Source organism: Sphingomonas agri (assembly GCF_038148795.1).
GTDB lineage: Bacteria > Pseudomonadota > Alphaproteobacteria > Sphingomonadales > Sphingomonadaceae > Sphingomicrobium > Sphingomicrobium agri.
The window spans coordinates 886051-903067 of sequence record NZ_JBAPEU010000002.1; the positions used below are offsets into that span (position 1 = coordinate 886051).

A 17017-nucleotide genomic window follows, 5' to 3' on the forward strand; every position below is an offset into this window, starting at 1 on the left:
CCGGCTGACTTCACAAGGCTCCGGGATAGTCGGAAAAGAGTAAAATTTGGCTTAGCGCCGGTGGCCGCGATCAAACGGATTGCTGCGCCCGCGGAAATTGAGGCGAAGCGGAACCGCCCCCAGTCCGAGGTCGCGCCGGAGGGCGTTGACGAGATAGCGGCGGTAGCTTTCCGGCAGCTCGTCGGTCCGGTTGCCGAACACCGCGAAGCTCGGCGGCCTTGTCTTGACCTGCGTGATATAGCGAAGCTTGATCCGCTGTCCCTTGGGCGCGGGCGGCGGGTTGGCGGCAATCGCGGCCTCGAACCAGCGGTTGAGCTCGCCTGTCGGAATGCGCCGGCTCCAGGCCTCGCGGACCTCGAAGGCGACCTTGAGGATCGTATCGATGCCCTTGCCGGTCTTGGCCGAGACAGTGAGAACCGGCACGTCCTTCAACTGGGCCAGGCCCTCCTGCAGCGCCGCCTTGACCCCGTTGAAGAGGGCCGAGGCATTGTCGGCGACATCCCACTTGTTGAGCGCGATGATGAGTGCGCGGCCTTCATCGATGACCTGCGCCGCGATTTTGAGGTCCTGCACCTCAAGGCCCCTCGTCGCATCGAGAAGGAGGACAACTACCTCGGCATAGTCGATGGCGCGCCTGGTATCGGCGGCCGACAGGCGTTCGAGCTTGTCCTCGACCTTGGCGCGCTTCCTCAGGCCCGCAGTGTCGACGAGGCGTACCGGGCGCCCCTCCCACTCCCAGTCGAGACTGATGGAATCGCGGGTAATCCCGGCCTCGGGGCCGGTGATCATCCGCTCCTGCCCAAGCATCCTGTTGACGAGCGTCGACTTGCCCGCGTTCGGGCGGCCGACGACGGCGAGGCTCAGCGCATGTTCGCTCTCGTCCTCCTCGTCGCTCTCGAAATGTTCGTGCTCGACGTGCGGGCGGAGTGCCTCGAAGAGGTCGGCAATCCCTTCCCCATGCTCTGCGCTGATCGCAACCGGCTCGCCCAGCCCCAGGCGATAGGCATCAAGAATGCCGCTTTCGCCGGCGTTTCCTTCTGCCTTGTTGGCAACAACGATGACCGGAGTTGTTTCTGCCCGAAGCCATCGACCGATCTCTTCATCGAGCGGCGTGATGCCGTTTCTCGCATCGACCATGAACAGAGCCGCGTCGGCATCGCCGACGGCAGCCTCCGTCTGGCGCCGCATCCGGCCGGGCAGTGTCGCTGCGTCCTCATCCTCGAAGCCTGCAGTATCGATCACGCGGAAATCGAGACCGAGGAGGTTGGCCTCGCCCTCGCGCCGGTCACGAGTGACGCCGGGGCGGTCGTCGACCAGGGCAACGCGCTTGCCCACGAGCCGATTGAACAGCGTGGATTTGCCGACGTTGGGACGACCCACGATGGCGACGGTCGGAATAGGCATGGCGGGGGGATAGCAGCGCCGTGAGGGCGCTGCGAGGACCTAGCGAAACGCGTTCAGACGGCCGCGGTCGTCCAGCACGTAGAGCGTCGAGTTCGCGACGATCGGGGAGAGGCTGATCGGTGCCCCGACAGTCGTCTGCCCCTGGATCGCGCCGGTAGCCGGGTCGACCGTGATGACAGCGCCGTTGGAGCCGGTGATGATCAGCCGGTTGCCGGCAAGGACCGGCCCCGAATAGTCCACTTCGCCCTTCTTCGATTTGGGCTTCACGAACTGCTGGAGCTGCGTGATCCAGCGGATGTGCCCGTTCTGCCGATAGACCGAAATCAGCTTTGCCTGGTCCGTCACGACGAAGATCCAGTCGCCGGCGACCCACGGCGTGTCGATGCCGGCAATGTTCAGCTCCCATTGGCGCTGGCCGGTCAGGATATCGAGCGCAACCATGCGTCCGCCCTGGCCAACCGCTATCACCTGGCCATTGTCGATCACGGGGTCGGCATCGATGTCGTTCAGCGAAGAGACGCTCGTTCGGATGCTGGTGCGCTGCAGGGCGTCCTGCCAGACCATTCGCCCGTTCTCGTAGCGGTAGGCGTTGAGTTCGCCCGAGGAGAATCCGGCGACCACCGTGCCCTGCCCGACTGCCGGAGATGCTGAGCCGAATACGCCTGCAATCTCGAGCGAAGCGGCCTGCGACCAGTTGGTCGAGCCGTCGTCTTCCTTGAGCGAATAGATCTGATTGTCCTCGCTCATGACATAGACGGCGCCGTTGGCGACCGTCGGGGCACCGCGAAGCGGCCCGCCTGGTCGCACCTTCCAGATGAGGCCGCCGTTGCGGTCATCGAGCGCTGCGACATAACCAAGGCCGTTGGTCGCATAGATGCGGCCCTGGTCGTAGGCGATCCCGCCGCCGTACAGCGATGCCTGGTTTCCCTTTTCGGAGGGTGTCTGGCTCGACCACAGGCTGCCGCCGGTGCGCGCGTCGAAGGCGCGCACGGTTCCGAGTGTGTCGATCGCATAGATGCGCCCGTTGGCAACGACCGGCGCAGCCGCGAGACGAGCCGAAAGCGAGCTGCCGCGGCCGGCCTGGACGGTGAAGGCGCGAGTCAGCGCGTTGCCGAACGCGAGGTGACCCATCGATTTCGTCGCGTTGCCGCCCGACTGGGTCCAGTCGGTGTTCACCGCAGGCTGCGGAAGGCTCATCGGCAAGGTGGCAGTCGCGGGATCGACAGTAACGTCGCCCTCGCCGGTCAGGACTGCGATCCGCTGTCCGATGACGGGCGTACTGGCCTTGCCTTTCTTGAACACGCCGCAGCCGCTGGCGGCGAGTGCCGCCGCAATCAGGATGGCGACGCGGAAATACTTCTTTGTAGTCATTGGTGGTCCTACTGGGCCTGGGTCGGGAGCGCCGCGCTTGCGTCGACGCCTAGCGAGCCCGCGATCTGAACGGCGCGGGTGCGGATGCTTTCGGGTACGCTGTTATCCCTGCCGATGGCAGCGAAGAGTTGTCCGGCTTCCTGCTTCCTGCCCTGCTTGATCATGGCAAGAGCGGTGAGCTCGCCGGCGCTTCCGAACCATGGCTCGCCGGGCTTCGCAAGCGGCTGAAGCCTCGCGACGACTTCCTGGGGCTGCAGTTGGTCGAACTCGAGCGCGGTCTCACGGACAAGGGCCGCATTGCGATAGGGTGGCGGCAGGCTGCCGTCATTCGCCAGTTCCCTGAAGATCGCGATCGCGGTCTTCTGGTCGCTCTGCTGGAGCGCAAGCGCTGCGCGAACGAATCGCGCCTGGGTTCGAACGGCCTTGCTATTGCTCTTCGACAGCTCGTCGAGCTGCTGCGGAAGCTGGGTGGTGTTGCCCGAGCCCGCATCCTTGTAGATCTCGGCCAGCTTCTCGACCTGCTCGCCGTGCTGCTGCGCCTGGTGCTGCTTCCACCAGATGAACCCGCCGCTCGCCGCGAGGAGCAGGACGACGAAGACGGCCAGCAAATTGCCGTACGCCTTGAAGAAGTCGCGCATTTGATCGCGCCGGAGGTTCTCATCGACCTCGCGGACGAACGAATCGCTAATATCCGGGGGCTGCGCCAAAAAGTGCCTCAATCCGCTCGGTCAGGGATCCACATGCCGGTCGCTTCCCTTCCCCACCCCAGATGAACGGAAGCTGGCGCCGCTTCGTCTAGCGGCTACGGCGCGAAACGCAAAGGGGTGCGCTAACGCACCTCCTTTTCGAGATAGAGATAGGCGGGGTCGAATTCGGCAACGCCCTTCAGTCCCTTGAGGTCCAGGATGCTGACCCGGCGGTTCTGCAATTCGAGGAGGCCCATTCGGCGAAGCTCCTGGAGCGTGCGGTTCACGTGGACCGCAGTGAGACCCAGGCACTCTCCAAGTTCCACCTGAGTCAGCGGAAATTCGTAGCTGTCGTTCTGCGCCCGGTCCGCAATCGCAAGGCGGATGTTGAGCTCGCAGAACAGGTGCGCCATGCGGCCAAGCGCGGAGCGGCGGCCGAGGGACAGCGTCCACTCGCGGTGGATCGCTGCATCGAGGTTCGTGCTGAACCAGTAGACACGGGTCAGGTGAGGGAAGCGCTCCGTCAACTCGACCAGCCGGTCATGCGGAACGAGCGCGAGGCGGCAACGGCTCATCGAGATCAGGTCATGGTCGAGATGCTTCAGCGTGAAGCCGTGGAGATCCGCGAAGTCGCCTGCGACATGCAGTTCGGCAATCTGGCGCTGGCCGCTGGGAAGATCCTTGGCGCGCGCGAGCCAGCCGTCGAGCAGCAACGTCGACTGGTGAAGCTCTTCGCCGTGGCGAATGAAAGTCCTGTCCTCGGGGATCTCGATGACCTGCGAGATGAGGCCCCGGATCGCCTGCTCTTCCTGGGCGCTGATTTCGTCGCGAGCCCGAAGCTTCCTGAGATGAACCTCGATCATGGACGCAAACTCCGTACCTTCCGCAGCCAACGAGCTAGTTCGCCGGCCGCGACCTCATATTGATACAGGTTGGATTCGGGGACTTGCCAGCGTGATCATTCGCCGATTGCCAGGTCCGAAATGCTGAAAGTGATGATCCGGCGCGCAAGGATCTTGTCCCCTTCTTCCACGCGAATTTCGATGGCGGAATTGGCTTCGCCTGCAGCCACTTTCTCGCTTGCGACGTTGGCGGCGGCGAGAACTCCGGCGCGCAGCGCCCGCTCGACCGATGGATAGTCCGTCTCCTCGAAGCTCTGGAAGTCCGAGTTGATCATGTGGATTCGATACCGGGGCATTCCTTGCGCACTATCGTCAGTCTCAGGAACTACTATTAACCTGCGTTAGGTTTCGGCCCGCACGGGAGGAAGTTGCAATGCGGGTCGAGAAGCTGCGCGACCGGTTGCTCGGTCTTGCCACTCGCCTTTCGCGCACAAATCGCGGGCGCGGTCATGCGCCCCCCGGCACCCGCGCGGGCAATCGCTCGTCTGCCCAGGTGTCCATCGTGGGAAGTCAACACGGCGCAGGCTTCTAACGTTCCGCCGTTAACCCCGCCAGTTAGGGCAAGTTGCGGGAATGAAACGATGGGAACTTCGGTCTTGGACGTTCGTCGAAACAACAAGTGCGCCGAATAGCGGCGTGGATCAAAATCGGAGTTTTTCCATGGTTGACCGCCAATGGGTTGGCGACTTTGCCCGCGCAATCCTGCTCGCGCTTCCTCTCGCGTTCCTCGCAAGGCCCGCGGCTGCAACGATCAATAGCGTCAGCAGCCACTACGGGGTGCATTCGGCGGCAAAGCACATTGTATCGAGCGGCAGGATCAGCGTTCTCGGCTAGCCTTTAACAAAGCATCACTTGTCTCCGCCCAGCCGCTGTTCCCAGCCGGCTCCCTGGGCAAGCGAGATCGAATCGAGCACCGTCGTGCTCTGGTCCCTGAGGATAGCGAACGCACGTCGGATCGCGCAGGTCGCTTCGTCCTGGCAGTCCCCGCAAGGCGCATAGAAATTGACGCTCGCGCAGGAGACCAGCGCGATCGGGCCCTCCATCGTCCGGACCACCTCGCCGAAGGAAATCTGCTCCGCCGGCCGGGCCAGCTGGTAGCCGCCCTTGGGTCCGCGCGCGCTCTTCACCACTCCCGATTTCTTGAGCTCGAGCATGATGAGTTCGAGGTACTTGGGTGGCACGCGCTGCGTTTCGGCGATGCGGCTAAGCTGTACCGGCGCTCCGCCCTGCTCCTCGGCAAGGAACAGCAGCGAGCGCAATGCGTAACGGGTTTTCTGTGCAATCATGGTTCTTGCGCAGAGCCTAGCGATGCAATCCGCAAGCGCAAACCGGATCGATGAACGGCATTTAACCTTGCAGCCACGGGCTTGAGAAACCATGAAAGATAACCGGCAATGAAGCCGGCGGCGCCGTTTCGCCGACTCCCCGCGCGGCGCCGTCCGGACTGCCACCGGACTTTTTTGGAGCGTGAATGGGCCGCAAGATCCTGTTGATCGAGGATGACCGCGAAACCGCGTCATACCTTGCCAAGGGCCTTAACCAGGAAGGCCACAGCGTCGAACAAGCCACCAACGGCCAGGACGGCCTGTTTCGGGCGACCGACGGCAGCTTCGACCTCATCATCCTTGATCGGATGCTTCCAGTGCTCGACGGCCTGTCGGTGCTGAAGGCCCTTCGCGCAGCGCGGATCGATACGCCCGTACTCATCTTGTCGGCCCTCGCGTCCGTTGGGGATCGAATAGAGGGGCTCGAATGCGGGTCGGACGATTATCTCGTCAAACCATTCTCCTTCGCCGAGCTGCTCGCGCGCGTAAACGCGCTTCTGCGCCGGCGGGAATCGCGCGTCGACCCCGCGGATCATCGACTGGCGGTAGGCGATCTCGAGATCGATCCTTTGTCCCGAACGGTCAAACGGGCCGGCAAGAAACTCGACCTGAAGCCTCGTGAATATCTGCTTCTCGAATATTTCGCCCGCAACGAGGGCCGCGTGGTCACCAGGACCATGCTTCTGGAGCAGGTCTGGGACTATCATTTCGATCCGGGCACAAATGTCATCGACGTTCACGTGAGCCGGCTCCGGCGCAAGCTCGACGAGGGGTTCGAAAAGCCGCTTCTGCATACTGTTCGCGGAGCGGGCTACATGCTTGCCGCCTGACGCGGTAAGCTCTCCTTCGTGCCAACGACACTACGTATCGCGCTGCTTGCGGGCCTGCTCGCGCTGCTGTCCAACCTCGCGGTTATCGGCTTCATTTACTATCGCACCCACGACGAGGCGGTCACGACCGTCCGGGGACAGGTATTCGAACAGGCGAAGGTCCTCAGCGATGTCTATCGCTCGGGCGGCAAGCCTGCGCTCCAGGATGCCATTGAAGATACGATGACCTACGCGGACCCGCAGGCCGTCGTGGCACTGCTTGGTCCCAATTCTCGCGAGACCCTGGGCAATCTGGAGAGCATGCCATCGAACCTGCTGCCGCTGCGTGAAGGCTATCATATAGCTCTCATCAGGAAGCACGGACAGACGACGCCGCGAGAAGCCGCTCTCATCGTGCAGCGAATGCCGAGCGGGCAGTGGGTCATCAACGGGCGCATCGCGGGCGAGGGTTATGCCATTCGCGACACGCTCGAACGTTCGCTTCTCATCGCACTCATCGTCGCGGGACTTTTGGGCCTGCTATGCGGGCTCGTCACCGCGCGATACGTCGGGCGGCGCATCAGCGACATCGCGAGCGTCGCGACCAGGATCAGCGCCCGCGACCTCTCGCAGCGCGTTCCGGTCTCGGGAGCGGGCGACGCATTTGACCGTCTCGGCAGCCAGATCAACGCCATGCTCGACCGGATCAGTGCGCTGATGGAAGAACTGCGGCTGCTCACGGACAGCCTTGCTCACGACCTGCGCTCCCCCGTCAGCCGCCTCCGCTCCGCCGCATTCGCCGCGGCCGAAGCGAACGATCCCAAGGACCAGGAGGAACTTCTCGGAAGCGTCATTCGCCAGGCCGACGCGCTCATGCGGATCCTCACCGCCGTCCTCGAGATCAGCCGATCAGAAGCCCTGACGGGGCGCAAGCAGTTCAACTGGTTCGACGTCGGCGAACTCGCAGCAGAGCTCACCGAGATGTACGACCCCCTTGCCGAAGAACGTGGAGCAACCCTTCAATTTGACCGGCCTTCCCGCCCGGTGCCGCTGTTCGGCCACCGCCAGCTCCTCGCTCAAGCCGTGAGCAACCTTGTCGAGAACGCCATTCGCTACGGCTCGGCTGGGGGTGACATCCGCGTCGGCGTCGAGCCCGGGGAGAGCAGGATCCGCATCGAGGTTGCAGACCGGGGACCCGGTATCCCTGCCGAGCGGCGCGAGGAAGCGCGCAGGCGGTTCGGGCGGCTCGATTCAAGCCGGTCCGATGAAGGCGCCGGGCTTGGTCTTGCACTTGCCGAAGCCATCGCTCACCTCCACGAAGGCTCGCTCAAGCTCGAGGATAATCGGCCGGGCTTGCGCACCATCCTCGAGCTTCCTGTCCACTCCGGCGAAGCGAGCGCGGCCTAAGCCGACGCGCGGCTGCGACCAGCTCCTTGGTCGAGCGGCAGTCTGCGCATCCCCACTGCCGACTCGTTCGTTTGGGAAAGCGAAATCAGCAAGGGAGACCAACGTGGCACGACATGGCTATCTTCGTGAATATGACGAGGCTCCGGACCGAAGCGACAATCGAGGTGAGGACTGGGGCGAGAGTAACCGCGCGTTCATGCTCGATAGGGACCGGGGCCGCTCAGAAAATCGCGACTTCTCGGGCGGCTCGAGAGACGAACGCTCGTCGCTGCGCCGCGATGATGATCGCGGCTGGCGAGGGCCGGGCGTGGACGAACGGCGCGGCAGCGGCGCCTATGGCCGCGGCTACGGCGAATTCCAAGGCGATGTCAGCAGCTCGGGCCATGAACAGGGAGGGTTCGAAGACCGCGGCGGCTGGGAACGTTCGCCGCGCAATTTCAGCAGCCGCCAGGACGACCATTACCTCAGCTGGCGCGACCGGCAGATGCGGGCTCTGGACAATGACTATGCGGACTATTGCCGCGAACGCGAGCGGCAGTTCCACTCGGACTTCGAGAACTGGCGCCGTATCAGGCAGCAGGGCAAGGAGGTCCCGGTGGGCGAGGCGGCGGAGCTCGAGCTGACCCAGGAGCGAGTGCTTGAAGGCGGCGGCAATACACCGAGCCCCGTCAGCGAAGCGACCCTCGGCACGAACAACTCGGAAAATACGAGCCCCGGCCGCCGCTAACCGGCAGGGCGTGAGCAAGGAAAGCCCGGGCCGACCCCTTCGGCCCGCGCTTTCCTTATCCCTCGATCACGACCTTCGTTCCGACCTTCGTCACGCCGTAGAGCTTCTGGGCGAACTTCATCGGAAGCCGCATGCAACCATGGCTCGCGGGGTATCCAGGATTTAGCCCGCCGTGGAAGGCAATGCCGTAATTGTCGATGCGCTGCATAAACGGCATCGGGGCATTGTCGTATTTCTTGGACCGGTAGAAGGGCCGCTTCTCGAGAACGGACCAATAGCCATAAGGCGTGATGTGCCCGGTCTTGGCGCTCGACATGGTCGAGGCCCCGATGAGCTTGTCACCCCGATAGACGTAGGTCATCTGCGTCAGGAGATCGACGACGACGCGGGTCTCGCCTTCGGACGGCACCGAGGCAGCCCAGACGTAATCGCCGGGCTTCAGTCCAACCTTCTTGAACTCGGCGACCATGTCCCAGTGGGCCTTGGGAGCGGCCCCTTGGGTCCAGTGGTAGGGAGCGGGCAGAGCTCGTGCCGGCGCAGCGGCCTCGTGCGTCCGCTTGGCGAACAGGTGCAAGCCCTTGGCATCCGACACGCCCGAGGATGCTGCCGCGACCACCCCCGCGGCCAAGCTGATCGCCCAATATCTCATCGGCTTCACTCAACGCTCCCATTCAAAGGTCGTTTCGCTGAACAGCAAGGGCCGGTCGGCAAAGTCAATGCCACGGTTAATACCAAGTTACTGTTAACGCGCGAGATTCGTCCTGTTTCATTGCATTGTGTGAAAGCTTCGAAAGGCAAGCGCGACCAGCTGCGCGATGAAGAGCAGGACCACGAAGGCGTGATATTTGGCATTGCGTGTCTTCATTGCGCCAAGGAGCAGCAGCGACCGGGTCGTGAACGCGGCAAAATAGGGCCAGCCAAGCGAAGCGAGGTGAGCTGAACCCTTAATTGCACTGTCAGCGAAATCCATCACGCTGAAGAGAAGCACGAGGCCGAAGAGCCAGCGGCGCCGTGAATAATAATAGGCCCGGTAGTTTGCATATTCGCGCAGCTCCGATGGCATCAGCACTGCGCAGATGAGGTAAAGCACGACGGCGAAGCTGAGGACGAAGAGGTAAAGCTCAAACGTCCAGCGGTGGACGCTGGAGAGCTGGTATTCCCACCACCAGAGGAAGAGCGCGTTCAGGAACATGAGCGCGACCCAGAGGAGGTGGACCCAGTAGAGCTTCTGACGCTCGGGGTGCTGGATCAGCTTCGCGACGCCCTGAAGAAGGTGAGTCACAGCAAGCCCGATGATCACCGAGGCGAGCACCATCACATAGTTGAAGAATTCCATCGCTCCCCCCGTGCCCGGACGAGAGGCTAATGGGAAACCGCGCTAGATCAATGCGGCTTGAGAGTGCTTCCGGGCATCCAGGCGGGCGCCGCACCCTCGTTCGCGACGCGGTCCACGAGCGCGTAGAAGAAGCGGTTGAAGTCTGCAGCGGCCTTCCAGTCGATTGGCTGGTTCAGGTCGTCCTGGGGCTTGTGATAACCGGTGCGGTACCACCGCCGGTAGATTTGCTCGCTTCGTGAACCTGGCCGATAGCCGAACACGAATGCCGTTGCCGGGATCCCTGCCTGGATGAAGGGCCACTGGTCCGAGCGCTGGAGCAGATTGCGCTCCGGCTCAGGATCGCGCTGGACTTCAAAGCCGAGCTTGCGGGCAACCGTGCGCGAATCATCGCCAAGGGTCGTCTCGTCGAGCGCATGGACGGTCAGCAGCTCAAGCGGAAAGATCGGGCGAAGCTGGTCAAGATTGATGTCGGCTGCGATCCGCGACTTCGGCAGCGTCATGTGCTGCACGAACCAGCGCGAACCAAGGAGCCCCTTCTCCTCGCCCGTGACGGCAAGAAGAAGGATCGGCCGGCGGAAGGGTTTCCCGTGCTGCCGCTGCGCCAGCCGGATCAGCAGCGCGACATAGGCCGCGTCGTCGAGCGTACCATTATAGATCCGATCGCCGTTCACCGGTTCTCCATAGCCATAGCCGTCGAGGTGGGCGGAAAGGACGATCACCTGGTTTGCAAGCGCCGGATCCGAGCCCGGCAGGAAACCGACCACGTTGGGCGAAGCAATGTCCCGCTCGCGAAGGATGAAATTCCCCTTGAGGCGCGCGGCAAGACCAAAGCTCGGAAGCACGCGGCCCCCGCTTCCCGCCGCGATGAGCGCCTCGGCATTCCTGCCGCTACCCGAAAGCAGCTTGCGAAGGGAGGCGGCATTCAGCGTCATCCTGAGGAACGCATCGTTCCTGGCGGGATCGGTCGCGAGCGTGACCGTTCGCGCGTAAGCGTAGGGCCAGCGCGGCGGCTCTACCGTGAACCCGGGATCGGCGATCGTCATCATGCCGGCTGCTCCGGCGCTCCTGACTGCCGCCTCGCGCTGCGCTGCGCTCGGAAAGCCGGCTCGATGGGTCCCGTGGCAGATGACGATCCTGCCATTGACCTCGCGGAGCGCCTGCGGAGCGCAATATCCGCCATAAGCAAGTGGCAGGTCGATACTCGCCGGGATGCCTGGCGCGGGAGAGACGGTAAGATCGTGAAGGAAACGGAGCGGCCGACCGCCCGCGCTCAACCTTGCACTGGTGATCGCAGTCTCGTGCATCGGCACGCGCTGGAACCAGGTGCCATTCTCGCCCGCCGGCCTGAGACCCGCCTCCTGGAATTTCGAAGCAACGAGGCGGGCAGCCCGCTCATAGGCGGCGGACCCCGTGTCGCGACCCTCCATTGCATCGTTCGAGAGCTGCGCAGTTGTCGCCCACCAGGCGGCGGTGTCCGGGTCGAGCCTGGGAAGCTGAGCCGCTGATGGCGCGGCTCCCGCGATGAAGGCGGCGGCAAAGACGCACTTCATTCCCATTCGATCGTTCCAGGAGGCTTGGAGGTATAATCGTAGACGACGCGGTTGATGCCCTGGACCTCGTTCACGATCCGCGTCGCGACGCGGCTGAGGAACGCGGCATCAAACGGATAGATATCGGCCGTCATGCCGTCTAGCGATGTGACCGCGCGAAGACCGCAAACATAATCATAGGTACGATAATCGCCCATGACGCCGACAGTGCGGACCGGCAGCAGCACTGCGAACGCCTGCCAGATCGCATCGTAAAGCCCGGCGTTGCGGATTTCCTCGAGATAGACGGCGTCGGCCTTGCGCAGGATGTCACATTTCTCACGCGTGACTTCGCCCGGGATCCGGATGGCAAGGCCTGGCCCCGGGAAGGGATGGCGCCGGACGAAGGCTTCGGGCAGCCCGAGTTCGCGCCCGAGCTCTCGCACTTCGTCCTTGAACAGTTCGCGCAGCGGCTCGACCAGTTTCATGTTCATCCGTTCGGGCAGGCCTCCCACGTTGTGGTGGCTCTTGATCGTCACGGAAGGACCGCCGGTGAAGCTGACGCTCTCGATGACGTCCGGGTACAGCGTGCCCTGCGCCAGGAAATCGGCGCCGCCGATCTTCCTTGCCTCCGTCTCGAACACGTCGATGAATGTCTTGCCGATGAACTTGCGCTTGGCCTCGGGTTCGGTGACCCCCTTCAGTCCCGTCAGGAAATCGCGGCTCGCGTCAACGTGGACCAGGGGAATGTTGTAGCTGTTGCGGAACAGGCCGACGACCTGCTCTGCTTCGCCCTGCCGGAGCAGGCCGTGGTCGACGAATACGCAGGTGAGCTGTTCGCCGATGGCCTCGTGGATGAGCACCGCCGCAACCGCGCTGTCGACCCCGCCCGAGAGGCCGCAGATCACGCGGCCGCTGCCGACCTGCGCCCGGATGTCGGCGACCTTGGCGTCGCGGAAGCTCGCCATCGTCCAGTCGCCGGCGCAGCCGCACACGTGACGCACGAAGTTCGCCAGGAGCTTACCGCCATCGGGCGTGTGGACGACCTCGGGGTGGAACATGAGGCTGAACCGCTTCTCGGCCTCATTGGTCGCGATTGCGAACGGAGCTCCTTCCGAAGTCGCGACGACCTCGAACCCCGGGGCGAGCGTCTCGACCCGGTCCCCGTGGCTCATCCAGACCTGGTGCTTCTCGCCCACCGTCCATAGGCCGTCGAACAGCGCCGAGGGCGACAAGATCTCGATGAAGGCGCGGCCGAACTCGCGTTGGTCCGAGGCAACGACCTTGCCGCCCAGTTGCTGGTGAAGCGTCTGCTGGCCGTAGCAGATGCCCAGCAGGGGCAGGCCGCTTTCAAAGAGAACTTGCGGCGCGCGCGGGCTGTCCTGCTCGGTGACAGAGGCGGGCCCGCCCGAAAAGACGATACCCTTGGGCTTAAGCCTCTCGAACGCCTCTTCGGCAGCGTTGAAGGACGCGATTTCCGAATAGACGCCGGCTTCGCGGATGCGCCGGGCGATGAGCTGTGTCACCTGGCTGCCGAAGTCGACGATGAGGATGGATTCGCCGGTGACGTTCTTGGGGGCTTGGGCCGTCATGGCGGGCCGATAGGGAGACGAGCCAGAAGAGTAAAGTTTCGAGGGGTCACAAGCAAATGCGCCGGAGCCCCTGCTGGGACCCCGGCGCATCCTTGGTGACAATCGGACGTCGCTTAGTAGCGGCGGTAGCCGTACTGCGAGTAATCGTAATTGTTGTAGGGCTGATAGCCGTAATTGTAGTTGCTGTAGCCCCTGTCGACGTCGACGTCGCGAATGTAGCCGCGATAGTCCGTCTTGCAGCTGAAGGTGAGGTCCGGACTGGCATTGTAGCCGGTCGTCGCAACGCCGCGGATCCTCAGACCGCCATCGCCGCGCGGCTCAACCCTGGTGATCCCGAGCACACGCGCTCCGCCACCATAGCCGTACGGGCTGCCGTAGGCGTAGGTGCGGCTGAGACGCGCCTGCGCGGCGGCTGCGCACTGGTTGATGGCAGCCTGGCTGTTCACGCCGTAGCCGTAACCATAGCCGCCGCCGTAGCCACCGTAGCCGCCACCCAGGACGCTGTTGAGCACCTGGCCGACGACGTTTCCGCCGTAGGGGTCGCCGTATCCGGGATAATATTGCGCCATCGCAGGCGCTGCACTGGCGAGTGCGGCAAAAACAACGCCGCCGGCCAGAACCTTGGTGAAAGACCTCATGGCCCTGTTACTCCTGATTCTCGTTCCGCCGGCACAACGCACGGCGGCCAAGTTCGGGTCTATCGTTACGGCCTTGCACCCGGGCTGAACCGGTCGTTTGCTGCGGTTCAGCAAGTCAGTCGAGTGCCGGATCGTCCCAATGTTTGAGCTTGCGCTCGCGATTCCAGAGCTCCATCGGCCCCTTTTCGCGCCAGCGCTCGGCGATCGCGAGCGCAGCATCGTCATGCTCCGCCTCGAACTCGCGGAAATGATCGATGTGACCGCTGAAGCCGTCCATGAAATACAGGCGATAGTAATGCATGCCCGCCACCCCCGAGTGGCCCAGGCGAAATGATACCATCAATCCAGCGCCCGAACGAATCCGGGAAAGGAGGTTCGCGCCTCTTAGGCGGCTTCGAACTCTTCCTCGGCGACCACCGGACCTGAATCCTGGCCCTTGGCGGCGACGTCACGATCGACGAACTCGATGACGGCGATCGGCGCGGCGTCGGACGAGCGGATGCCGGCCTTGATGACCCGGGTGTACCCACCGTTGCGGTCCGCGTAGCGCGGCGCGATGACGTCGAAGAGCTTGGCAAGCTGCTTGTCGTCCATCAGCCGGGCCTGGGCGAGGCGGCGGTTGCTGAGGCCTCCGCGCTTGGCGAGCGTAACCAGCTTCTCGACATAGGGGCGAAGTTCTTTCGCCTTGGCCGTCGTGGTCAGGATCTGCTCGTGCTTGATGAGCGCCGCCGCCATGTTGCGAAACAGGGCTGCGCGGTGGCTCGAGGTGCGCTGAAGTTTACGGCCGCCAACACGATGGCGCATGGTCTTGTCCTTCCGTTCGTCTGGGGTCCGTATGAGGTAACCCCGGCCAGGCAGTTCTTAAGGGGGACCGCCTTCACCCCTAACAAGAACGGCGAGCACTACGGCCCGCCGGACGGGACGCCTCAAGCGGAATTGCGCCGCATAGTCAAGGTGCTTGCAGCAAGGCGCGCGACCAGGGCCGACAGGTGTCGGTGGGTCGAACGATGATAGACCGAATTCGAGTCTAGCTCACGGCAGAGCCGCCGGTGGGCTTCGCCGAGATTGTGGTAGGGCAGCCCAGGAAGCAGGTGATGGAGCGCGTGATAGCGCAGGCCCACGGGCGCCCAGAGCGCCGGGAGAGTGGCGGGCGGAGGAACGTTGACGCTGTCGAGGAACTGGGCAGTCACGCTCATCGGCTCGCCCCCGTTTTCCCACAGGTGCGCCACGAGGGTGCGCACCTGGTTCAAGAACATGACGCCCGAGGCGATCCCCAGAAAGATGAGGAAGTCGCGCAGCGGGACAATGCCGGTCGCAACCATCACGAGAAGTGCGATTGCCCAGACGCTGCAGGCGGCTTCCTGCAATGCCCAGTCGCGGGCGAACTCGCCCTCGGGCTTGGGACGCACGAACCGGGGATTGATCTGGAGACCCGAGTAGCGACCGACGACCAGGGCTCGAAGCCTTGGAAAGACGAGCGAGAGCGGCGCAAGGACGGCGAAGCGGATCAGCATGCCGACGGGCGCAAGCGCCGCGGCGACAAGGAAGACCGGAAGCGTCCAGGGATGCATCAGCGCCAGCGGCAGATATTCGGGATCGTCGATGGTCCCGTAATAGCGCTTGGCGTGGTGCTGGTTGTGGACCCCCTCATACATGAAACTCGGCACCATGAGGGGAACGCCCACGAGAAGGTTCCAGGTCAGCCGGAAGCCCCTCACTGATCCCTTCTTGATATGGGTCAGTTCGTGGATGAAAGAGCCCGCGCGATAAAGGGCAAGGACGGCGATGATCGCGCATCCAAGCGCGAGCCAGCCGGGGCTGACGAACATCGCGCTCAGCAGGGCGGCATAACCTGCCGTTGCCGAACCGATCATGTCGGCCCAGTAGATGCCGGCGCTCGGGACATTGAGGTCGCGCGTCAGGTTCGCCGCGGCCTTGAGCATCGCAGCATCGTCGCGTGGCGGCCGTGCCGGCTGAAGCTCAGCCGCGTCCGCGCGATTGCGCTCAAGGGTCGCTGTCTGGTCCATAAGTCTTTGCGGAAGTTCCTCGTTTAGAAAGAGATAGTGGCCGGACTTAGGCGGCTCAACCTTAACTGGCTTTGAGCGCAATCAGCCGCTAGCGAAGCGCGATGAGCAGCGCGCCCGTAACGATCCGCCCGGTTCTCACGAAAAAGGACAGGAAGACTTTCGTCGATTTCGCATGGGACGTCTACAAGGACGACCCCGCCTGGGTGCCGCCCCTCAAGGACGAGGTGCATGGCCTCATCACGCCGGGAAAGAACCCATGGTTCGAGCATGCCCGCGCACAGCTCTGGCTTGCCGAACGGGGCGGCGCCACCGTCGGCCGTGTCAGCGCGCAGGTCGACGATCTCGTCCAGGAACATATGGGCCAGGGCACCGGCCAGTGGGGAATGTTCGAAGCGCTCGACGGCGAAGCTGCTGCCGCGCTCATCAAGACCGCCGAGGAATGGCTCGTGACGCAGGGTATGACCCGGGCGCTGGGACCGATAAGTCTCTCGATCTGGGATGAGCCGGGACTCGAGATCGAAGGATTTTCCGAACCCCCGACGGCCATGATGGGCCATCACCGGCCCGAATATCGCGGCTGGATCGAGGCGGCGGGCTATTCGAAGGCCAAGGATCTCCTCACCTACGAGGTCAACATCGCTCACTGGGACGATCCAAAGATCAACCGGCTGATTGCGATGGGCGAGCGTAACCGGCACATCCGCATCCGGATGGTCGACAAGTCGAAGTTCGACGAGGAAGCGCGGATCGTCCTCAACCTCGTCAATGACGCCTGGTCGAACAACTGGGGCTATGTCCCGCTCACCGAGGCCGAGATCGCTTATGCGGGCAAGAAGCTGAAGCCGATCATCTTCAACGAACTGGTGCGCATCGCCGAGGTGGACGGGGAACCCGTCGCATTCATGCTCACGATCCCCGATATCAACGAGCTGACGAGGGACCTCAACGGGGAGCTGTTCCCGTTCAACTTCATCAAGCTCCTGTGGCGGCTCCGGAAGCCCAAGACGACGCGCGCCCGGGTCCCGTTGATGGGCGTTGCACGCAAACTCCACCAGTCACGCCTGGCGAGCCAGCTCGCCTTCATGCTGATCGAATATACGCGCCGCGACTGCGTCGGAAAATTCGGTATCGGGGTTGGGGAGTTCGGCTGGATCCTCGAGGACAACAAGGGAATGCTCTCGATCGCCGAGCTCCCGGGCGCGAGGATCAACCACCGTTACCGGATCTACGAAAAGGCATTGTAGGAAGGCGGGCTAAGCGCCAC

The 17017-nt window shown here is 63.5% G+C and carries 19 protein-coding genes; 5 read left to right on the top strand and 14 right to left on the bottom strand.

What is annotated here, in order from left to right; translation table 11 throughout:
- Positions 1 to 51 precede the first annotated feature (51 nt).
- The 5 genes from der to V8192_RS11305 form a co-directional block, all read right to left on the bottom strand.
- On the bottom strand, positions 52 to 1404 hold the full coding sequence (der, locus tag V8192_RS11285) for a ribosome biogenesis GTPase Der (RefSeq protein ID WP_341633166.1): 1353 nt from the start codon (positions 1402 to 1404) through the stop codon (positions 52 to 54).
- Positions 1405 to 1443: 39 nt separating this feature from the next.
- The gene (locus tag V8192_RS11290; RefSeq protein ID WP_341633167.1) at positions 1444 to 2775 is read right to left on the bottom strand and encodes a PQQ-like beta-propeller repeat protein; all 1332 of its coding nucleotides are present in this window, start codon (positions 2773 to 2775) and stop codon (positions 1444 to 1446) included.
- A gap of 8 nt (positions 2776 to 2783) precedes the next feature.
- Positions 2784 to 3482, bottom strand: a complete 699-nt coding sequence (locus V8192_RS11295) for a tetratricopeptide repeat protein (protein ID WP_341633168.1) — start codon at positions 3480 to 3482, stop codon at positions 2784 to 2786.
- 122 nt (positions 3483 to 3604) lie between these two features.
- A complete protein-coding gene (locus V8192_RS11300) occupies positions 3605 to 4324 on the bottom strand; it encodes a Crp/Fnr family transcriptional regulator (protein WP_341633169.1) in 720 nt (239 codons plus the stop codon).
- Between the two features lie 95 nt (positions 4325 to 4419).
- Positions 4420 to 4659 carry a DUF6894 family protein gene (locus V8192_RS11305; RefSeq protein WP_341633170.1) on the bottom strand — a complete coding sequence of 80 codons (240 nt, stop codon included), beginning with the start codon at positions 4657 to 4659 and terminating at the stop codon, positions 4420 to 4422.
- 364 nt (positions 4660 to 5023) lie between these two features.
- Here V8192_RS11305 and V8192_RS11310 point away from each other — a divergent pair, with 364 nt between their 5' ends.
- A complete protein-coding gene (locus V8192_RS11310) occupies positions 5024 to 5197 on the top strand; it encodes a hypothetical protein (RefSeq protein WP_341633171.1) in 174 nt (57 codons plus the stop codon).
- A 14-nt stretch (positions 5198 to 5211) separates the two neighbouring features.
- Here V8192_RS11310 and V8192_RS11315 read toward each other — a convergent pair whose 3' ends face one another.
- Entirely contained in the window at positions 5212 to 5649 is a 438-nt protein-coding gene (locus V8192_RS11315; protein ID WP_341633172.1) for an RrF2 family transcriptional regulator, read from the bottom strand.
- 185 nt (positions 5650 to 5834) lie between these two features.
- Here V8192_RS11315 and V8192_RS11320 point away from each other — a divergent pair, with 185 nt between their 5' ends.
- The 3 genes from V8192_RS11320 (at position 5835) to V8192_RS11330 (ending at position 8631) form a co-directional block, all read left to right on the top strand.
- The gene (locus tag V8192_RS11320) at positions 5835 to 6518 is read left to right on the top strand and encodes a winged helix-turn-helix domain-containing protein (protein WP_341633173.1); all 684 of its coding nucleotides are present in this window, start codon (positions 5835 to 5837) and stop codon (positions 6516 to 6518) included.
- An 18-nt stretch (positions 6519 to 6536) separates the two neighbouring features.
- Entirely contained in the window at positions 6537 to 7904 is a 1368-nt protein-coding gene (locus tag V8192_RS11325) for a sensor histidine kinase (RefSeq protein WP_341633174.1), read from the top strand.
- A 103-nt stretch (positions 7905 to 8007) separates the two neighbouring features.
- Positions 8008 to 8631 (top strand): hypothetical protein, encoded by a 624-nt coding sequence (locus tag V8192_RS11330; RefSeq protein WP_341633175.1) that lies wholly within the window; start codon positions 8008 to 8010, stop codon positions 8629 to 8631.
- 55 nt (positions 8632 to 8686) lie between these two features.
- Here V8192_RS11330 and V8192_RS11335 read toward each other — a convergent pair whose 3' ends face one another.
- The 8 genes from V8192_RS11335 to V8192_RS11370 form a co-directional block, all read right to left on the bottom strand.
- Entirely contained in the window at positions 8687 to 9280 is a 594-nt protein-coding gene (locus V8192_RS11335) for a L,D-transpeptidase family protein (RefSeq protein WP_341633335.1), read from the bottom strand.
- A gap of 117 nt (positions 9281 to 9397) precedes the next feature.
- A complete protein-coding gene (locus V8192_RS11340) occupies positions 9398 to 9967 on the bottom strand; it encodes a hypothetical protein (RefSeq protein ID WP_341633176.1) in 570 nt (189 codons plus the stop codon).
- Positions 9968 to 10014: 47 nt separating this feature from the next.
- Positions 10015 to 11517, bottom strand: a complete 1503-nt coding sequence (locus V8192_RS11345; protein WP_341633177.1) for a M28 family peptidase — start codon at positions 11515 to 11517, stop codon at positions 10015 to 10017.
- A complete protein-coding gene (gene guaA, locus V8192_RS11350; RefSeq protein WP_341633178.1) occupies positions 11514 to 13088 on the bottom strand; it encodes a glutamine-hydrolyzing GMP synthase in 1575 nt (524 codons plus the stop codon). Before guaA ends, V8192_RS11345 begins: the two co-directional genes overlap by 4 nt.
- A 113-nt stretch (positions 13089 to 13201) precedes the next feature.
- The gene (locus V8192_RS11355) at positions 13202 to 13726 is read right to left on the bottom strand and encodes a hypothetical protein (RefSeq protein WP_341633179.1); all 525 of its coding nucleotides are present in this window, start codon (positions 13724 to 13726) and stop codon (positions 13202 to 13204) included.
- A gap of 115 nt (positions 13727 to 13841) precedes the next feature.
- Positions 13842 to 14066, bottom strand: coding sequence for a hypothetical protein (locus V8192_RS11360; RefSeq protein ID WP_341633180.1), 225 nt, complete (start codon positions 14064 to 14066; stop codon positions 13842 to 13844).
- 44 nt (positions 14067 to 14110) lie between these two features.
- A complete protein-coding gene (gene rplQ / locus V8192_RS11365; protein WP_341633181.1) occupies positions 14111 to 14530 on the bottom strand; it encodes a 50S ribosomal protein L17 in 420 nt (139 codons plus the stop codon).
- 122 nt (positions 14531 to 14652) lie between these two features.
- Entirely contained in the window at positions 14653 to 15753 is a 1101-nt protein-coding gene (locus V8192_RS11370) for a fatty acid desaturase family protein (RefSeq protein WP_341633182.1), read from the bottom strand.
- A 101-nt stretch (positions 15754 to 15854) separates the two neighbouring features.
- Here V8192_RS11370 and V8192_RS11375 point away from each other — a divergent pair, with 101 nt between their 5' ends.
- Positions 15855 to 16997, top strand: a complete 1143-nt coding sequence (locus V8192_RS11375) for an N-acetyltransferase (RefSeq protein ID WP_341633183.1) — start codon at positions 15855 to 15857, stop codon at positions 16995 to 16997.
- Positions 16998 to 17017: the final 20 nt, after the last annotated feature.